The following is a 17,571-nucleotide window of genomic DNA, read 5'->3' on the forward strand; positions in this document are numbered from 1 at the left end:
GATCGGGGAACCGTGTGACCGCCAGAGTGATCGCCTTCGCCAACCAGAAGGGTGGTGTCGGCAAGACGACCTCGGCGCTGACCGTCGCCGCCGCGATGGCCGAGCTCGACCGCGCCGTGCTCGTGATCGACCTCGATCCGCAGGCGTGCCTGACGTTCTCGCTGGGCTACGACCCCGATTCCGTGCAGCCATCGCTGCACGACACCGTCGTCGGGCGCGCCCCGCTGGTCGAGACCATCGTGCAGCACCGCGAGGTCGACCTCGCCCCGTCGAACATCGACCTCGCCGGGGCGGAGGTGACGCTGCTCAGCCGGACGGGGCGGGAGTACCTGATGCGTGGCGAGCTGGCCGAGCTCCTCGACAGCTACGACCGCATCATCATCGACTGTCCGCCGTCGTTGGGTGTGTTGACGATCAACGGGCTGACGGCCGCGGACGAGGTCGTGATCCCGGTGCAGTGCGAGACGCTGTCTCACCGCGGGGTGGCGCAGCTGCTCGAGACGATCCAGGACGTCAAGCGGCTCACCAACCGCACCCTCGAGACACGGGGCATCATCGCGACCCTCTTCGATCCGCGTACGAACCACAGCCGTGACGTGCTCCGCGACCTGCTGGCGCGCTACGGCCTGCCGCTCATCGGTCCGCCGGTGCGCAAGTCGATCCGCTTCGCCGAGGCGCCGACCGAGGGGGCCAGCGTGCTGCGGCTCTCGGGTTCGATCCCCGGAGCGGCTGCCTACCGAGCGATCGCGCGCGAGCTGCTGGGTCTGCCCGTCCCGCCCGGGCTGTACGAGGACGCCGGATGGGACGACGAGCGCCGCGACGACGTGCTCGGAACCGAGGAGGAGGTCTCGGGGGGATCGACGACCGATACGCAGGGTTCCGACGAGGAGGAGCTCGTCGTGCGCGATCTCGACGTGGAGGCCGAGCGTGCCCGCACGTGACCCGCGGTTCGATCGGGTCTCTCGCCCCGACCCCAAGAGCCTCCCTGAGCGCGACGGCGCGGGGAAGGAAGCCCTCTACACGACCTCGCCCGAGGCGCCCCCGACCGCACCCGTCACGATCCACTGCGAGCGCTGCGGTACTCAGCGGGCGCTCAAGGTCGGCGACCTGCTCAGCCTCGTGCGGCCGCCGATGTTCGTGAACCCGATGCGCGATGGTGGCCGCGTCTGGGCCCGCTGTCCCGCCTGCGAGAAGCGCTCGTGGCTGCGCTTCCGCGTCGCTGGGACCCTCGGCGCGTACCTCAACCGTCCCGACCCGGACTGATCCCTGCAGATCGAAGGACCGAGCCGAGTCCTCCGAGCACGGTCGGTCAGGGGATGTGCTCGACCTTCAGTGGCCGCGACAGGCGCGGCTGGCCGTTCCCCCGGGGCTGAGGGACCGGCTCGGGGCGCTCGTGCTGACCTGCGCGCGAGCTGTCGTCATCCCGGCGTCCCGACCGGCGTGAGCCCCCCTCGGAACCCGCCTTCGCCCCGGCCGTCGCCCTCGACCCAGAACCAGACCGCGATCGGGAACCGGACTTCGACCCCGAACGGGACGAGGACCGCTGGCCAGAGGAGTCGCCGCTCGTGGATCGGGCGCGCGACCGGCTGCGGCCGCTGGACCGTCCACCGGTGTCCGCTGTCGACTCGCGGCCCGCATCCGCGTCCATCTCCGGGGTGATCCGCGAGCGGGTCCGGGTCCGCACGACCTCGCTGTCGTCACCGAGATCGAACGACGGCTCGGCGTTCACGGTTGTCGGCTCCTGGAGCTGAGGATCCGCTCGCTCGGGTTCGCGGCCACGGCTACGCGAGCGCTCCGCCTCGTCGGTCTTGCTGGGCTTCTGCTCGCTCCTACCGGATCGCTGGTCGCGCTTGCTGGGCTTCTGCTCGCTCCTGCCGGGCCGCGGGTCGTTCTTGCTGGGCTTGCGCCCGCTCCTGGCGGATCCGCGGCTCTTCGCCCCGCGACCCTCGCCCGACCCGGCGCTCCTCCCGAACTGGTCCCACGGCGTCGCCGCGGGCAGATCGAAGCGCTCGGTGAGTTCCTTCGACGTGGAGAAGACCTCCTCGAAGGTGTGCTCGCGCAGCTCGAGGGCCTTGCGGATGACGTTGAGCCGATCGACTTCGGCGTGGGTGGCGAAGGTGATGGCCACGCCGTGCTCGCCTGCGCGGGCGGTCCGCCCGACGCGGTGCAGGTACATCTTCTCGTCGTCGGGGCAGTCGTAGTTGACGACGTGGGTCATCCCGCCGATGTCGAGGCCGCGGGCGGCGACCTCGGTGGCGACGAGGACGTCCACCTTGTTGTCGCGGAAGCGACCGAGGTTGCGTTCGCGTGTCTGCTGGCGCAGGTCGCCGTGGATCGCGATGGAATCGACCCCGAGATCGTTGAGCTCCTGCACGAGCCGGTCCGCCATGTACTTGGTACGGGTGAAGACGAGGGCGAGACCGCGCGCCGGCTGCTGGAGGACGCGTGCGAGTACGCGCGGCTTGTCGAGCTTGTGCGTGATGAAGAAGTGATGCTCGATGCCCGATGGCATCGACAGCTCCTGGTCCTGCGCGCGCAGGAACGTCGGCTTGCGCAGGTACCGGCGAGCCAACTCGACGATCTCGGAGCGCATCGTCGCGCTGAAGAGCAGCGTCTGGCGGTCGTCGGGACACGCGCGGATGAGACGTTCGACGTCCGGCAGGAAGCCCATGTCGAGCATCTCGTCGGCCTCGTCGAGCACGAGGGTGCGGATCGTGGACAGGTCGAGGTTGCCGCGTCCGAGGTGGTCGAGCAGCCGTCCCGGCGTCCCCACGACGATGTGCGCCCCGCCCGTCAGAGCCTTGGCCTGGGGTTCGATCGGCACACCGCCGTAGACGGCGGCCACGGTGACGTCCGACTCGCGGCCAGCCTTGGTCAGGTCCTCGACGATCTGCAGGCACAGCTCACGCGTGGGCGTGACGATGAGGCCCTGGGCCTTCTTGAAGGTCGGGTCGACGTGCTGCAGGATGGGCAGTCCGAACGCGAGCGTCTTGCCCGACCCGGTGCGGGCCTGCCCGATCAGGTCGTGTCGGTCGAGCGCGAGCGGGATCGCCAGGCTCTGGATCTCGAAGGGTTCGGAGATGCCGTCGTCGGCGAGGGGGAGGGTGAAGGTCTCGGCGAGACCGAGGTCGGAGAAGGTCGGCTTCGTGGGAACGTTCGTCAAGTGGAGGTCTCTCGTCGTGCTCGTCCGGCCGCGGTTGCGGGTCGGTGAGCGATGTGGATGTCCGTGCGCGAGGATCCGTGCGGTGTCCGCCGGGACCGAAGGAGGCGCGTGGACAAGGTCCAGCGTACCAGGTGGGGGCCTCGCTCGACGGTCTGGGCGCGATTGGAGCGCTCTCGGCTACCGCCGGTAGTGTGGCGGACGCGGACCCGGGCCGGGTGCCACACGTGCCACCTCCCACGAGGAGCTCGACGTGACCTTCAACCTCCAGCTCACCGAGGAGCAGATCCAGGCCCAGAAGTGGGCGCACGAGTTCGCCCAGAAGGAGATGCGTGAGGCGGAGGTCGACGGTCTCGCGGCCCACCGCTACTACGACGAGCACGAGGAGTTCCCCTGGCCCATCGTCGAGAAGGCGGCCCAGATCGGGCTGTACGGCATGGACTACTACCAGATGGCCGGGCAGGACCCCAGCGGCCTGACCTCGGGCCTCATCCTCGAGGAGACCTTCTGGGGTTGCGCGGGCATCGGGCTGGCGATCTTCGGTTCCGGGCTCTGCCTCGCGGGCCTCGCCTCGTCGGGAACGCCGGAACAGATCGGCGAGTGGGCTCCGCGCATCTTCGGGACCCCCGACGACGTCAAGGTCGGCGCCTACGCGGTCACCGAGCCAGGTGCCGGTTCGGACGTGTCGCGCATCCGGACCCGCGTCGAGAGGGTCGATGGGGGCTGGGTCCTCAACGGCGAGAAGATCTGGATCACCAACGGCGGCATTGCGGACGTCCACGTCGTCGTCGCGACCGTCGATCCCAAGCTCGGCCACCGCGGTCAGGCGTCGTTCATCGTCACCCAGGACATGGACGGCTTCTCGATGTCCAAGAAGCAGAAGAAGCTGGGCATCCGTGCCTCGCACACCGCCGAGCTGACCTTCCAGGACGTCTTCGTGCCCGACGAGAACCTGCTCGGTGGCGAGGACAAGCTGAACGCCAAGATCGAGGGCGCCCGCAACCCCGATCGGGCGCGGAAGGCCAAGTCCGGGGCGCTGTCCACCTTCGAGGCGACCCGCCCGCTGGTGGGGATCCAGGCGGTCGGCATCGCCCGCGCCGCGTTCGAGTTCGCGCGTGACTACGCGATGGAGCGCGAGACCTTCGGTGTACCGATCATCCGCCACCAGGCGATCGCTTTCAAGCTCGCCGACATGGCGACCGAGATCGACGCCGCTCGCCTGCTGTGCTGGCGCGGCATCAACATGGGGACGACCCAGACGCCCTACGTGCAGGGTGAGGGGTCCATGGCGAAGCTGAAGGCCGGCAAGGTCGCCGTGTGGGCCACCGACGAGGCGATCCAGATCCTCGGCGGCTTCGGCTACAGCCGCGAGTTCCCGGTCGAGAAGTGGCACCGCGATGCCAAGATCTACGAGATCTTCGAGGGCACCAAGGAGATCCAGCAGCTGGTCATCTCGCGTCAGATCGCCCGGGCCGCCGGCGGGGACGGTGCCTAGGAGGGCACAGGCGTCCTAGCGCGCTCTCCTCAGTCGCGGGTGCCCTCGTCGCCACCCACCTTCCGGCGTAGGCCGTGCCGGCCATCGCGCGCGAGCACGATCGCCTCGGAGGGGGTCAGGTCGAGGGGCGTCGATCGGCCCTGGAGTCGCTCGTCGTGCACCGTCACCTCCAGCGACGTCTCGACCGGAGCCGCGGTGCGTGGGGGTCGCGGCCGCGGGGGTGCGGGCGGAGGTGGTGCCGGCTCCGGCTCGCGTGCCGCGGGTTCGGGCTCGGGCGGGGCGGGTTCGGGCTCGGGCGGGGTGGGTTCGGGCTCGGGCTCTGGTTCCGGTTCGTACACGGGTAGCGGTTCAGGCTCGGGTGCGGGCTCCGGCTCGGGCTCAGGTTCCTCGTCCTGCGGTCGGGTCGGGCCCGGCGGCGTGGGCAGGGGGAACAGATGCGTCTCGACCCGCGGCGCGACTGGTGTCCGCTCGGGCGGCTTGGTCGCGGTGAAGCTCTCGAAGGTCTCGACCTCGGCCTGTGCGTCCTCTGCCCTCTTCCGGCGACGCCAGAAGGCCACAGCCGTCCTCCCTGTGCGGTTACCGGGTGCGGTTACGGGTTCTGGTCACGGGGGGCGTGAAGCGGCGCTTGAGTTGACGCGTTACCGCGCCGAAGCTCACCTTACCGGGGGGCGTGCGCCCCGCGACGGAACGAGGACCCGATGCCGCTCGATCACCGCGAGGTGGAGACGGCCGTGGCCGCGGTCGACGGCGTGGCCACCGCCAGCGTGCGCCCCTCCGAGTCCGGTCGTGCCCGTCTGCGGATCACGTTGGCCCCGGGCGGTGACGCCGATGTGGTCGCCCAGAACGTCTCCGACCTGCTGAGGACCCGCTTCGGCCTCGCTATCGACCCGTCCGCGATCCGTCCGCGCCCCGCCGGTTCGGACGAGGCCGAGCCCGAGGCGGAGCCGACCGTCGCTCCCGGGACGCCGCGCGCCCCCTCGACGCCTCCACAACCCGAGGCCGCCGCCGCGGAAGGGCCGGAGCCAGACGTCCGTGGGCCATCGCGCGAGATCAGCCGGACGCGAGCCCAGCCCTCGGCGGATGATGACGGGCGCAACGGCCGGCCCGTCATCCGTGATCTGCTCGTCACCGAGGAGGGACTGGGCGTGCGTGCGCGCGTCGTGCTCCACAGCGAGGGCCGCGACCTCACCGGCGAGGCGACCGCAGCGAAGACCCACAAGGCGACCCTGCGTGCCATCGCGCGGGCCGGGCTCGCCGCGATCGAGGCCATGCTGGGCGATCGCGCGCGGCTCGAGCTCGAGTCGCTGCAGCTGACCGACGACGGGGAGGATCAGCAGGTCGTGGTCAGCGTGGCGTTCGTCACGCGTGCGGGGACCGAGAAGCTCGTGGGAGGCGCGGTCGTGCGGGGCGACGATCAGACCGCTGCGCTGCGGGCGGCCCTCGATGCCATCAACCGGCGCGTGACCAACGTACCGGTGGTGTGACCGGTCACCCGGGCAGCGCCTCATCTCGAGCCAGCGCGGCGTCCCCGACCGGGTCAGCGTCGTCGACGATCAGGTCGAGCCCACGTGCCGCGTAGCGACGCGCCACCGCCAGCCCGCGGCCGTCGTGCAGCCGCTCGAGGTCGTGCTGCGCCTGTGCCGCCAGCAAGACGGCCGTGTGGGCGCGGCCCAGCGTCACCGCGAAGCGGCGGGCTCCGTGCTGGGCGGCGTCCAGCCCGCCCTCCTCGAGGGCGCGAGCGACCCACGCGGCTGCATGGTCGGCGGCCGCGATGGCCGCGCGGCCGATCGACGCCAGATCGGGGTGGGCGCTGCGCTCGGCCTGGTCAGCGATCTCGGCGCGGTAGGCGGGCAGGGCACCGTCACGGGCGAGGGCACGGAGGGTGTCGAGCGAGAGCACGTTGGTGGTGCCCTCCCAGATGGGCAGCACCTGCGCGTCCCGGAGCAGCACCGGAAGGTGGGTGTCCTCGATGTAGCCCGCCCCGCCGAACGCCTCGAGCGCCTCGGACGCCGCCGCGACGGCCTGCTTGCCGGTCACCAGCTTCGCGACTGGCAGCAGCATCCGTAGCACCTGCCGCTCCTCGTCGCTGGCTTCTCCGCGTTCGGCACGGCCGAACAGCTCGACCGCGCGGAACGTCAGCTGCAGCGCGGCCTCGTGCTCGACGCGTAGGTCGGCCAGGGTCACCTGGTGCAGCGGCTGGTCCGCGAGGGCGCGGCCGAACGCGACCCGGCGGCGTGCGAAGTCGCGCGCGAGGGCGAGACCTCGACGGATCCCGCTGGCGGCCGAGACGGCGTTCCACAGCCGCGTCACCTGCAGCATCGGCACGATGTTACGGGTGCCGTCCGAGGGCCCGCCGACGAGGAAGCCGATGGTGCCGTCGAGGGCCAGCTCGGCCGTCGGCATCTGCCGCGTCCCGAGCTTGTCCTTGAGGCGCAGGACCCGCAGGTCGTTGAGCGGGCCGTCCGGCTCCGGCCAGTGCGTCTCGACGTAGTACATCGCCAGGCCGCGTCCGCCGCCGGGGTTGCCCTCGGGGCGCGCGAGCGTCAGGGCCATCTCGGACGTGATGGCGGAGGTGAACCACTTGGTGCCGTGGAGCCTCCAGACGTCCAAGCCGCGGTCGTCGATCCAGCCGTCCTTCGTGGCGGTCGTCTCGGACAGGCCCACGTCCGACCCGCCGGTGCGCTCCGTCATCCACTGCCCCGACGTCCACGCGGTCGCCGGGTCGCGGCTGGTCAGGTGAGGTACCGCGCGGTCGATCAGCGCCTGCTCCCCGTGGTCGAGCAGCGTCCGGGCGGCACCGTCGGTCATCGCCAGGGGGCAGGAGTAGAGCGCGCTGGAAGGGTTGAACAGGTACGCCAGCGCCATCTGGTGCAGCCGCGACCACGCCCCGTGCGCATCCTCGTAGGCCGTGGCGACGACACCGTGCCGCGCGGCGTACGCGCCGATCCGCCCCCACGCCGGAGCGGTCTCGATGCGGTCGACGCGGCGTCCCCACGCATCGAAGTGGACGAGGCGGGGCTCGTTGTCGCGCCGGTTCATCTCGACGGCGAGGTCCCGCAGCTCGTTGGCGGCGAGGTGGCCCATCTCGGTCAGGCTCGGGGTGATCTCCGCGAGGACGTCCGCAGGCACGACCCGCTCGAGGTACGCCCGCAGGGCGTGATCGTCCTCCCACTCGTCGCGCAGCCGCGGCGCGTCCTGGAAGAAGCCAGCCTGGTCCACGGTGGTCACGACATGCTCCGCTCCGCCTCTTGGGTCGTCAGCGTACGCTCCAGCGGGGCCGTTGCTCCAGCCCTCGCAGCGCGTAGAGCACCACCGCTACGGCGGTGGCGAGGTTGAGGCTCGACACCTCCGGCTGCATCGGCAGACGCACCACGTGATCGGCACGGTCCCGGGTGGCGGGGCGGACGCCGTCGCGTTCGGTCCCGAAGACCAGCACGGCATCGAGGGGCAGCGATGTCGGGTCGAGGACCGCTCCACCGGGATCGACCGCCACCAGCGCCCGGGGAGTGGAGGGCACGGCGTCGGTGCGAGCCACCGGCAGGGCGAACTGCAGCCCCGCGCCCCCCCTGACCGCCACCGGGTGCCAGGGATCGCTCGTCCCGGTCACCAGGAGTCCCGATGCCCCTGCAGCCGCCGCGACGCGCACACACGCGCCGATGTTGCCGAGGTGTCGTGGTTCCTCGAGAACGATGACGGGACCAGCGCTCCCGCGAAGCACCTCCGACGCATCGACGGTGGGGCGCTCTGCGACGGCGACGATCCCGTCAGGCGGCGGACGGGTGGTCAGGGTCTCGAAGACCGCGGGCGCGACCTCGACGGGCTCGACGTCGAGCAGATCGGGCAGGTCGGGTGCCAGGACCGTGGTCGCCCGCCGGAGGTCGACGCCCTCGCGCAGCACCACCGCCATCACCGCGGCGCCGAAGCGCAGGGCGTGCTTCAACGGGTGCAGGCCCGCGAGTAGCACCCGGTCGTGGTCCGAGGCGGCGCCCCGGACGGCATCCATCGCGCTCGGCACCGTGATCCTTCCCCGCCTGCGGGGACGCTAGCCACGTAGGCTTGCGCTGTGCCGATCCTGCTGCTGTTCGTCGTCCTCCCGATCGTCGAGCTGGTCGTGATCGGGGAGGTGCAGGACGTCATCGGTTGGGGGTGGACGTTGTTGCTGCTCTTCGGGGACGGCCTGATCGGCGCCGTGCTGGTTCACAGCCAGAGTCGTAGGGCCTGGGATAACTTCCGGACCGCCCTGGCGGACCGTCGCTGGCCGGGGGACGAGGTCGCCCAGGGGGCGCTCGTCCTCGTGGGCGGGGCGCTGGTGGTCACCCCGGGGTTCGTCACCGACACGGTCGGGTTGCTGTGCCTGCTGCCGATCTCGCGTCGCGCCATCGCGGCGGGGATCCGTCGGAGGTTGATGCCCATCCAGGGCTTCGGTTCCGGCACTGACAGCCGACGTGAGAGGGGACGCGACTCCAGACGGGGCGAGACCTTGGGTGTCGAGGTCGTCTCCGTCGAGGTCGATGACGAGGATCGGGACTCAAGCTCCGATCCTGACGGACCGACCCCCTAAGCGGGGAAGGGAGGTTGGTGCTGGACGCCACGCCGGATCCGCGTGGCTCGCCGGTGTCTGTTGGACGAGGCGCCGGTAGAGCGGCACGGCTCGTCGCCGTGCTGTTCATCTGTGCCTTGAACGTGGCCCTGCTGGTCCCCACTGCCACGGCCGCCCCGGTCACCTACTTCCGCACCGGTGCCTCGGCCGGGGTGGCCTCCTACTCGCGACTCGACACCGCGCCGGCGACGAGCTCCTTCGTGACCAGCATCGACCACGGGAGCGCCACCGGGTCGTTCCTGTTCCAGCCGGGCCGCAGCGGCACGGCCACGACCGGGTTCCCAGGACCGTCGGGAACGGGCTTCGGGTACGCGACCACGGGGAACCTCAACGGGACCGTTCCGGCAGGGACGTGGTCGGTCAACGCCACGGTGACCACCGACGTGCCCGCGACTGACGCGACCGGCAACATCCTGGTCGCGTACTACGCCGTCCGGTCCGACGGCTCGTCGAGGCGCATCCACGTCCAGCAAGGCACGAGCAACGTCCTGAGCGGGCCGGGGACGAGGACCACAACCGTGAGCACCGCGCTGCCCGCGATCGCGTTCTCGAACGAGCGGCTCGCGGTCGAGCTCTACCTCGTGATCAGCCGCAACGAGGCGTCTGGCTCGACCGTGTGGCGGACGTCGCTGCGTCACGGCGATGCCGGCGACACCGTCATCGTCCCGGGACCTCCCACGGCTCCCGACCTAGCCCCCCCGGGGACGCTCCAGGTCACCTCCGTCGGCGACAACCGCATCGGACTCGCGTGGGGGGCCTCGAGCGATAGCCGCGTCGCCGGCTACGTCGTGCAACGGGCCACGTCGTCCGCGGGGCCGTGGACGGACGTGACCGGGGTCATCGGTGGGACCTCCCACACCGACACCGGCCTGAACAACGGCACGCGCTACTACCATCGGGTCGTCGCGGTCGATGCGGCGGGGACGCGCTCACCCCCGTCGAACAGCACCAGTTCGGTTCCCGCGGATGTCGACGCCCCCGGTGCTCCGGGCAGCATCAGCGTCTCTCCTGCCGGCTCCTTCCGGCTCCAGGTGTCCTGGGCACCGTCCTCGGCGGGGGACATCGCGGGGTACGAGATCCAGCGGGCTGGGTCGGCGGCGGGTCCCTTCTCCCGCATCGCGGGCCCCGTCGGCGGCACCAGCTTCACCAACGACGGGCTACCGTCGGGCAGCACGTGGTACTACCGCGTCATCGCGATCGATGACGACGGTCTGCGATCGGCTCCGACCGCCCCGGCCGCGGGGACGGTCGCTCCGTCGCCACCCAGTGGCCTGCGGGTCGTCGCGGTCGCCGACCGATCGGTCGCCCTGGCCTGGAACGGCACCGCCGAGGCCGTCACCCGCTACGTCGTGGAACGATCGACCTCGTCGGGTGGGCCCTTCGCCGTTGTCGGCGCCACCGGTGGTCTGTCGTTCACGGATGGAGGGCTGGTCAACGGCACGACCTACTACTACCGCGTCCGTGCCGAGGACGCCGCCGGTGCGAGTTCGTCACCGTCCGCGACGGTGTCGGCGGTGCCGAAGGACACCGGCATCCCCGCCCCGCCGACCACGCTCGTCGCGGTGCCTCAGGCGGGATCGAAGGTCCGGCTCGACTGGGGTCCGAGCCCGTCGGCCTCCACGGTCGGCTACCGCGTGTACCGCTCCACCGGTGGCTCGTTCACCGACATCTCCGGACGCATCGGCGGTCGCTCCTTCATCGATGGCCCACTGCCGGTCGGCGTTCCACACCGCTACCACGTGCGTGCCGAGGATGCCTCGGGCACGCAGTCGATCCCCTCGACCGAGGCCGCGTACACCGTGCCCCCCTCCGCACCCGGGAACCTGCGGGTCACGGCGGTCAGCGAGTCCACCGCCTCGCTGGAGTGGAACGCCAGCAACGACCCCCGCGCCGGTTACCGCGTCCTGCGCAGCACCAGTCCCGGAGGGCCTTACTCGCCGGTATCGGGGAAGGTCTCCGGGACCACGTTCACCGATGCCGGGTTGGTGCTGGGGACGTCGTACTTCTACGTCGTGCAGGCGGAGTCGGTCGACGGCACCCGATCGGCCCCCTCCAACGAGGTCCGGGTGGTGCCGGTCAACGGTCCCCCGACGCCGCCCTCGGGTCTACGCGTCTCGGATACCACCTCGGGCGGGGAACTCCGCGTGACGTGGGCGGCGAACCCCGAGCCGGACATCGCCAGATACGTGGTGCAGCGCGCCACCAGCGCGTCCGGTCCGTGGGGGGAGATATCGACCACGACGTCGACGACGATCCTCGATGGCGGTCTCCTCGACGGGACCCGCTACCACTACCGGGTGATCGCCGTCGACACGGTCGGTCTGCGGTCGTCTCCATCCGCCGTCGCGTCCGGGGTCCCGTCGGACACCACCCCACCGAGTGCCCCCAGCCGTCCTGTCGTGAGCCAGTCGGGGCTCGACCTGCGGGTGCAGTGGGCGGCGTCCGAGGGAGCGGTCCGCTACCGCGTGCTGCGCACGACCAACAGCGGCGGCCCCTACGCGGTCCTGGGCGAGGTCAGCGGCGCGCGGACGTTCACCGATACCGGCGTGGCGCGAGGCGTGGCGTACTACTACACGGTCGTTGCCATCGACGCGTCCGGGAACGAGTCGCCGCCGTCGGCCGAGAGCCTGGCTGCGGTCGTCCCGCTCGGCCTGCCCTCCCCGCCACCCAGTGGGGGGACGGGTGGCGGGACCACCGGCGGCACCGGTGGAGGTACTGGCGGAACCGGTGGACCGTTCGGTGACGGCGGGCCCGTCGCAGGTGGCCCGACCACCCCTCCGTCGCCGTCGACCGGCCTGCCGCCTGGTGCACTGGGTGGGGGGGATACTCCCGGGGCCGCCACCGGCGACCAGGACGGTGATGGGGACGGCGACGGCGACGGCGACGACGAGGGGCGGACCCCCATCGCCGCTGGACAGATCCCCGGCGACGCTCTCGGTGACAGCGGACTCCCACCGCTGAGCGCAGCCGACGAGGCGCTGCGATCGGGCCGTTTCAGCGACGCGCTGTCAGGCACGGCCGCCGAGGTCGCCGAGGACATCGGTACGGTGGCCCGGACCTTCCGTATCCCCCTCATCGTGCTCGCCGTTCTGCTCATCTACCTGATCGTCCAGGGGAGGTTGGACCGCACCACCCTGCCCATGACCGTCGAGACACCAACCGGAACCGCTGATGACGACGATGAGTACATCCTCTGACGCCGATCGGCTCCGGGGACCGCTGAACGAGCGGCTCCGGACCATGACGATCGCGCGGATCGTCATCGTCCTGGCGACGATCGTGGCTCTCGCGCCCATCACGGACTACACCGACGACCGCTCCGGTCAGATCCTCGCCCTGGCCAGCGCCGGCTACCTGCTGCTCAACGGCGTGATCTTCGCGGCGCTCCGCGGCCTGCCGAGCGTCGGGCGTCCGGTCCTCAACGCGTCCCTGCTCGCCGACGCGGTCTGGGCGGCCGCGGTGCTGTGGTACACGGGCAGCACGGCCAGCCCGCTCATCTTCCTGATGTACGTCCAGAGCGTCACCGTCACCGTGCTCTTCGGGTGGCGGACCGGCGTGAAGCTGGCCATCCTGCACACCGCCGGGCTCCTCGCCAACGCCTACGGTCAGTCCCAGGGGCTGGGGCCGGAGGCCGGCGAGGTCGGCTTCACGATCGGCTTCTTCAACCTCCAGATCGAGGACCCGACGCGGGGTGCGCAGTTCATCCGCGTCCAGATCGTCGTCTCGATCGTGACCGTGTGGCTGATGGCCGGCGCCACGGCGTACTTCTCGGCCGTCCGCGAACGCGAGCTGCGCCGGACCAACCAGGAGCTCTCCGTCCTGCGCGAGCTCAACACCCAGCTCGAACGCAGCCTCGACCTCTCCGATGTCTGCCAGGCGATCGCGACCGGTGTCGTCGATGAGCTGAGCTACGACCGCGCCGTCGTGTGGATGGCGCAGGGAGGCAGCGACCTCGGCCCCGCCGGAGCGGCCGGCTTCGCGCCCGACGAGGTCGAGCTGCTGTCCGCGCTGCGCCTCACCGTCGGGCCCGGCCCCGTCGGTCGTGCGGTCGAGTCACGGCGCCCCGTCCTGGTCGCGCGCGAGCATGCCCGACCCGCCGCTCTCGCGGACGCCTTCGAGATCGACAGTCCCCTCGTCCTCGTCCCGCTCACCACGGAGGGGCGCGTGCTGGGCCTGCTCGCGGTCGAGGTGGGCCAGCCGCTGGGCCGCGCCCCGCGCGTCAGCGGCCGCGACCTGCGCATCCTCGCCACGCTCGCCACCGAGGCATCGCTCGCCCTCGACAACGCCCGGCTCCACGCCGAGCTACGTGACCTGTCCGTGACCGACGCCCTCACCGGCGTCTACAACCACCGCTACTTCCAGCAGCGACTGCAAGAGGAGCTCGACCGCTCGGTCCGACGGGCGGGTGGCGGTGCACCGGAGCCGGTCAGCCTCATCCTGATGGACCTCGACCTGTTCAAGAAGGTCAACGACCGCTTCGGCCACCAGGCCGGCGACGAGCTGCTGAAGGGGCTCGCCCGGCTCATCGAGCGCGTGCTGCGCTCGTCCGACGTCGTGTGCCGCTACGGAGGGGAGGAGTTCGCGATCATCCTGCCCGAGACGACGCCGGACCAGGCACGCCAGGTGGCCGAGCGCATGCGTGAGGCGATCGAACGCTCGAACTTCACCGCGTCCGACGGTCGCTACCTCGGCCAGGTGACGGGCTCGTTCGGCGTCGCGACCTACGAATCCGGCCTGCCGTCACGCGGCGACCTGATCCGCGAGGCCGACGAGGCGCTCTACCGCGGGAAGGCGGCGGGGCGCAACGCCGTCGTGGTCCGCGACGAGGTGGTCCCCGTCACCTTCGGGATCGGCCGCAGGCTCGATGCCGGGCGCGACGACGAGCCCCTCGCTGACATCGCCCGGGTGCCGCACCGCAGCTAGTTCTTGGCGACGCCGCATCCGCGTCGTCGATCGGGGGAGCCCACGTCGCCCGCCGCCGAGAGCGCGGTCTCGGCGGCTCGGGGCGCAGGGGGACCCGCAGCGTGCACGTTCCTCCTGGCGACGCCGCATCCGCGTCGTCGATCGGGCGAGTCCCTCACGAGTGCCGCGCCCCGACCCGGTTCGACAGCGTCCCGATCGCGTCCGCGCGCAGCTCGATCAGCTCGCCTGGCTGTGGCAGCCGCCCGTGCTCGAGCCCGCATCCGCCTGCCACCGTCCCCGATCCGTAGACGTCGCCCGGGAAGACGTCCTCCGCCTCGCTGACGTGGACGAGCATCTGCGCGAACGACCAGTGCATGTCATCGGTGCCCGTGTCGGTGACCACCTCGCCGTCGATCGCCGCGGTGACGTGCAGCGCCTCGATGTCGATGGCGTCGGCGGTCACGATCACCGGCCCCAGGACGGTGGCGAAGTCCTTGCTCTTGGCGGGTCCGAGCCGCACCTGCATCTCCCGGCGCTGCAGGTCGCGCGCGCTGACGTCGTTCATCAGCGTGTAGCCGAAGATGTGTTCGGCAGCGGTCGACGCGTCCAGCCCCCGACCGCGCCGCCCCACGATCATCGCGAGTTCGAGTTCGTAGTCGAGTTCCTCGGTGAACGTGGGCCAGGGGAGCTCCTCGTCGGGACCCAGGATCGAGCGGTGGTTGCCCTTGTAGTACGCCGGCAGCTGGTACCAGGCCTCGGGGATCGACTCGCCGCGCTTCTCGAAGCCCCGTGCCACGTGCGTCTCGAAGGCGTAGAAGTCGCGCAGGCTGGGAGGGTTCGGCACCGGCGCGAGCAGCCGGACCAGATCGACGGGCAGCGCGCGGTCACCGCTGCCGATGGCGCGTCCGGCGAGTCGCCCCGAGGCCGCCGCGGAGGCGAGCTCCCGCGCCGCGTCCCACGCATCGGGACCCGCTTCGATGAGCTCGAGCATCGTCCGCGGCAGATCGGCGTGGACCTCGGCGCCGTTGCGCTGCAGGTCGAAGAGGGTGTCGCTGCCCGCGACGTGCACGACCACGGCTGCGCGGCCGAACTCGGCCAGTTCGAAGGAGGTGCCGTCTTGCGGGGCTTCTGGAGGCAGGTACGTGGCGAGCTTCACCAGGCGTGCTCCGGCGGTGTCGCGGGACGGGAGGCGCGGACGCTAGTACGTCTCCTCGGTTCCGAGCGCTCCACCCGCCGCTGGTAGCGTCTCTGGGTGGGAGTCCGGGGCCCGTTCACCGCCAGGGAGGTCGCGACGTGACCATGGACCGGATCCGCCAGGCCATCCTCGAGGACGCACCAGGCGACGAGCTCGCTGCGCTCGAGCTGCCCGACTCGATGCGGGCGGCGGTCGTGCGCAAGGACGAGCAGGAGATGTTCGAGGGCCTCGACAAGGACGACAAGGACCCCCGCAAGGCGCTCCACGTCGACGAGGTCGCGGTACCGCCGCTCGGTCCGAACGAGGTGCTCATCGCTCCGATGGCATCGGCGATCAACTACAACACCGTCTGGACCTCTATCTTCGAACCGCTGCCCACCTTCCTCTTCCTCGAGAAGTTCGGACGCGAGAGCGAGCTCGGGGCGCGACACGACCTGCCCTACCACATCGTCGGGTCCGACGCCGCCGCCGTGGTCCTGCGCGTCGGCCCCGGTGTCACCCAGTGGAAGCCCGGCGACCGCGTGGTCGTGCACTGCAACTACGTCGACCTCGAGTCACCTCAGGGTCACATGGACTCCATGCTCGATCCCCAGCAGCGGATCTGGGGCTTCGAGACCAACTTCGGCAGCCTCGCCGAGATCGCGATGGTGAAGGCGAACCAGCTCATCCCGATGCCCACCCACCTCACCTGGGAGGAAGCCGCGTCGCTGGGGCTCGTGCTCGCCACGTCGTACCGCATGCTCGTCAGCCCCAACGGCGCCAACATGCAGCAGGGGGACGTCGTGCTGGTCTGGGGTGCGACCGGTGGGCTCGGAGGGTTCGCGGTCCAGCTCGTCAGGAACGGTGGGGGCATCCCCGTGGGTGTGGTCTCGAGCTCCGAGAAGGTCCAGCTCCTCCACGACGTCGGCATCGAGGCGGTGATCGACCGCAAGGCGGAGGGGTTCAGCTTCTGGGACGGCGACGATCCCGACTACGGCGAGTTCAAGCGCTTCGGCAAGCGCATCCGTGAGCTGGTCGGCGAGGATCCCGACATCGTGTTCGAGCACCCGGGGCGGGCGACGTTCGGGGCGTCCGTGTACGTCACGAAGCGCGGCGGCAAGGTCGTGACGTGCGCGTCGACAAGCGGGTACCGGCACGAGTACGACAACCGCTACCTGTGGATGCATCTCAAGTCGATCATCGGGTCCCACTTCGCCAACTACGACGAGGCGTGGAAGGCCATCCGCCTGGTCGACAAGGGGATGATCCACCCCACCCTGTCCGCGACCTACCCGCTCGACGAGACCGCGGAGGCGGCGTACCAGGTGCATCGCAACCTGCACACCGGCAAGATCGGCATCCTCGTCAACGCGCCCGAGGAGGGGCTGGGTGTCGCGGACACGGAGAAGCGCGAGCACCACATCGAGGACATCGAGCGCTTCAAGCGGTTCAGCTAACGCCCCGGGCCGACCCCTCGACCGGTACGGTTGGAGCGTTCGGGGCAGCACGGATCACTGGGGGTCGAGGTGGCACGCAGCCGGGAATCCCGACTCGACATCATGCTGCGCACCTGGTGGGCTCGCCTGCTCGCGGCGATCCTCGTCGCGTCGGCCGCAACGCTGCTGTGGTTCGCCGGCTTCCGCTACTTCCGCGACGACCTCGGTCTCGATTTCCTCGCGTGGCCGGTCGGGATCGGCGTCGCGATCGGTGCGTACCTGCTCATCGGCTACATCTACCGGCAGTTCGGGCCCAAGGCCCACCCGATGCAGCTCTCGCGCGGCGTCCTGACCGATCGTGCTGACGCCCAGCTGCGACGGTTGCAGCCGATCACTCACTTCATCCACCCGCTGGGGCGACCGTGGCCCAAGGCGGTGTGCGGACCCAACGGGGTCTACATCGTCGATGCGAAGCCCGCACCCGGATCCATCGGGTTCGTGGATGGGCAGATCCGGGTCGAGGGAGAGGCACCGCCCACCGAGTGGATCGGCGAGGTCCGACGGCTGCTGCCGTTCGTCCGCGAGCTCCTCCACGACCGGCGCCGAATCGACATCGACGTCGCCGGGGTCATCGTCGTCGACGAGGCGACCATCGTCCCTGCCGGCCTCCGGGAAGGCAACGTCGACATCGCCGTAGTCCCCGTGAACGAACTGTCGGACCACGTCGAGTTCGGACGACCGGTGTCGATCGAGACCGCTCGCGCGGCCTACGACGCGTTGGCGGCGTGGCGACCCGCGACCTGA

14 protein-coding genes are annotated in these 17,571 nt (G+C 70.9%); 9 read left to right on the forward strand and 5 right to left on the reverse strand.

Features of this window, described 5'->3' with window-relative positions; translation table 11 throughout:
- The first annotated feature begins 14 nt into the window (after positions 1 to 14).
- On the forward strand, positions 15 to 941 hold the full coding sequence (locus tag KY469_15580) for an AAA family ATPase (GenBank protein ID MBW3664521.1): 927 nt from the start codon (positions 15 to 17) through the stop codon (positions 939 to 941).
- Positions 928 to 1,263, forward strand: a complete 336-nt coding sequence (locus tag KY469_15585) for a hypothetical protein (GenBank protein MBW3664522.1) — start codon at positions 928 to 930, stop codon at positions 1,261 to 1,263. Before KY469_15580 ends, KY469_15585 begins: the two co-directional genes overlap by 14 nt.
- 46 nt (positions 1,264 to 1,309) lie before the next feature.
- On the opposite strand, the gene KY469_15590 is transcribed toward KY469_15585, so the two are convergent.
- Positions 1,310 to 3,163 carry a DEAD/DEAH box helicase gene (locus KY469_15590; GenBank protein MBW3664523.1) on the reverse strand — a complete coding sequence of 618 codons (1,854 nt, stop codon included), beginning with the start codon at positions 3,161 to 3,163 and terminating at the stop codon, positions 1,310 to 1,312.
- Positions 3,164 to 3,413: 250 nt separating this feature from the next.
- Here KY469_15590 and KY469_15595 point away from each other — a divergent pair, with 250 nt between their 5' ends.
- Positions 3,414 to 4,655, forward strand: a complete 1,242-nt coding sequence (locus KY469_15595; protein MBW3664524.1) for an acyl-CoA dehydrogenase family protein — start codon at positions 3,414 to 3,416, stop codon at positions 4,653 to 4,655.
- Between the two features lie 29 nt (positions 4,656 to 4,684).
- On the opposite strand, the gene KY469_15600 is transcribed toward KY469_15595, so the two are convergent.
- Positions 4,685 to 5,212: a hypothetical protein gene (locus tag KY469_15600; GenBank protein MBW3664525.1), complete on the reverse strand. Its 528-nt coding sequence runs from the start codon at positions 5,210 to 5,212 to the stop codon at positions 4,685 to 4,687.
- 141 nt (positions 5,213 to 5,353) lie between these two features.
- Between KY469_15600 and KY469_15605 the strand changes: the two genes are divergently transcribed.
- Entirely contained in the window at positions 5,354 to 6,139 is a 786-nt protein-coding gene (locus tag KY469_15605) for a hypothetical protein (protein ID MBW3664526.1), read from the forward strand.
- 4 nt (positions 6,140 to 6,143) lie between these two features.
- On the opposite strand, the gene KY469_15610 is transcribed toward KY469_15605, so the two are convergent.
- Together KY469_15610 and KY469_15615 are read right to left on the reverse strand one after the other, a co-directional pair.
- Positions 6,144 to 7,874: an acyl-CoA dehydrogenase family protein gene (locus KY469_15610; GenBank protein MBW3664527.1), complete on the reverse strand. Its 1,731-nt coding sequence runs from the start codon at positions 7,872 to 7,874 to the stop codon at positions 6,144 to 6,146.
- A 37-nt stretch (positions 7,875 to 7,911) separates the two neighbouring features.
- Complete coding sequence (locus KY469_15615; GenBank protein MBW3664528.1) at positions 7,912 to 8,658, reverse strand: rRNA methyltransferase; 747 nt, start codon at positions 8,656 to 8,658, stop codon at positions 7,912 to 7,914.
- Between the two features lie 60 nt (positions 8,659 to 8,718).
- Here KY469_15615 and KY469_15620 point away from each other — a divergent pair, with 60 nt between their 5' ends.
- From KY469_15620 to KY469_15630, 3 genes are read left to right on the forward strand one after another with little or no spacing between them, the layout of a single operon-like run.
- Positions 8,719 to 9,216, forward strand: a complete 498-nt coding sequence (locus KY469_15620) for an FxsA family protein (protein MBW3664529.1) — start codon at positions 8,719 to 8,721, stop codon at positions 9,214 to 9,216.
- A 17-nt stretch (positions 9,217 to 9,233) separates the two neighbouring features.
- Positions 9,234 to 12,452 carry a fibronectin type III domain-containing protein gene (locus KY469_15625; GenBank protein ID MBW3664530.1) on the forward strand — a complete coding sequence of 1,073 codons (3,219 nt, stop codon included), beginning with the start codon at positions 9,234 to 9,236 and terminating at the stop codon, positions 12,450 to 12,452.
- 43 nt (positions 12,453 to 12,495) lie between these two features.
- Positions 12,496 to 14,178 carry a sensor domain-containing diguanylate cyclase gene (locus KY469_15630; GenBank protein MBW3664531.1) on the forward strand — a complete coding sequence of 561 codons (1,683 nt, stop codon included), beginning with the start codon at positions 12,496 to 12,498 and terminating at the stop codon, positions 14,176 to 14,178.
- 154 nt (positions 14,179 to 14,332) lie between these two features.
- Here the strand turns inward: KY469_15630 and KY469_15635 are convergent, their stop codons facing one another.
- A complete protein-coding gene (locus KY469_15635) occupies positions 14,333 to 15,313 on the reverse strand; it encodes a fumarylacetoacetate hydrolase family protein (protein ID MBW3664532.1) in 981 nt (326 codons plus the stop codon).
- A 143-nt stretch (positions 15,314 to 15,456) separates the two neighbouring features.
- Here KY469_15635 and ccrA point away from each other — a divergent pair, with 143 nt between their 5' ends.
- Together ccrA and KY469_15645 are read left to right on the forward strand one after the other, a co-directional pair.
- Entirely contained in the window at positions 15,457 to 16,788 is a 1,332-nt protein-coding gene (ccrA, locus tag KY469_15640; GenBank protein MBW3664533.1) for a crotonyl-CoA carboxylase/reductase, read from the forward strand.
- Positions 16,789 to 16,857: 69 nt separating this feature from the next.
- The gene (locus KY469_15645) at positions 16,858 to 17,571 is read left to right on the forward strand and encodes a hypothetical protein (protein MBW3664534.1); all 714 of its coding nucleotides are present in this window, start codon (positions 16,858 to 16,860) and stop codon (positions 17,569 to 17,571) included.

This window comes from Actinomycetota bacterium (assembly GCA_019347575.1).
GTDB lineage: Bacteria > Actinomycetota > Nitriliruptoria > Nitriliruptorales > Nitriliruptoraceae > JAHWKY01.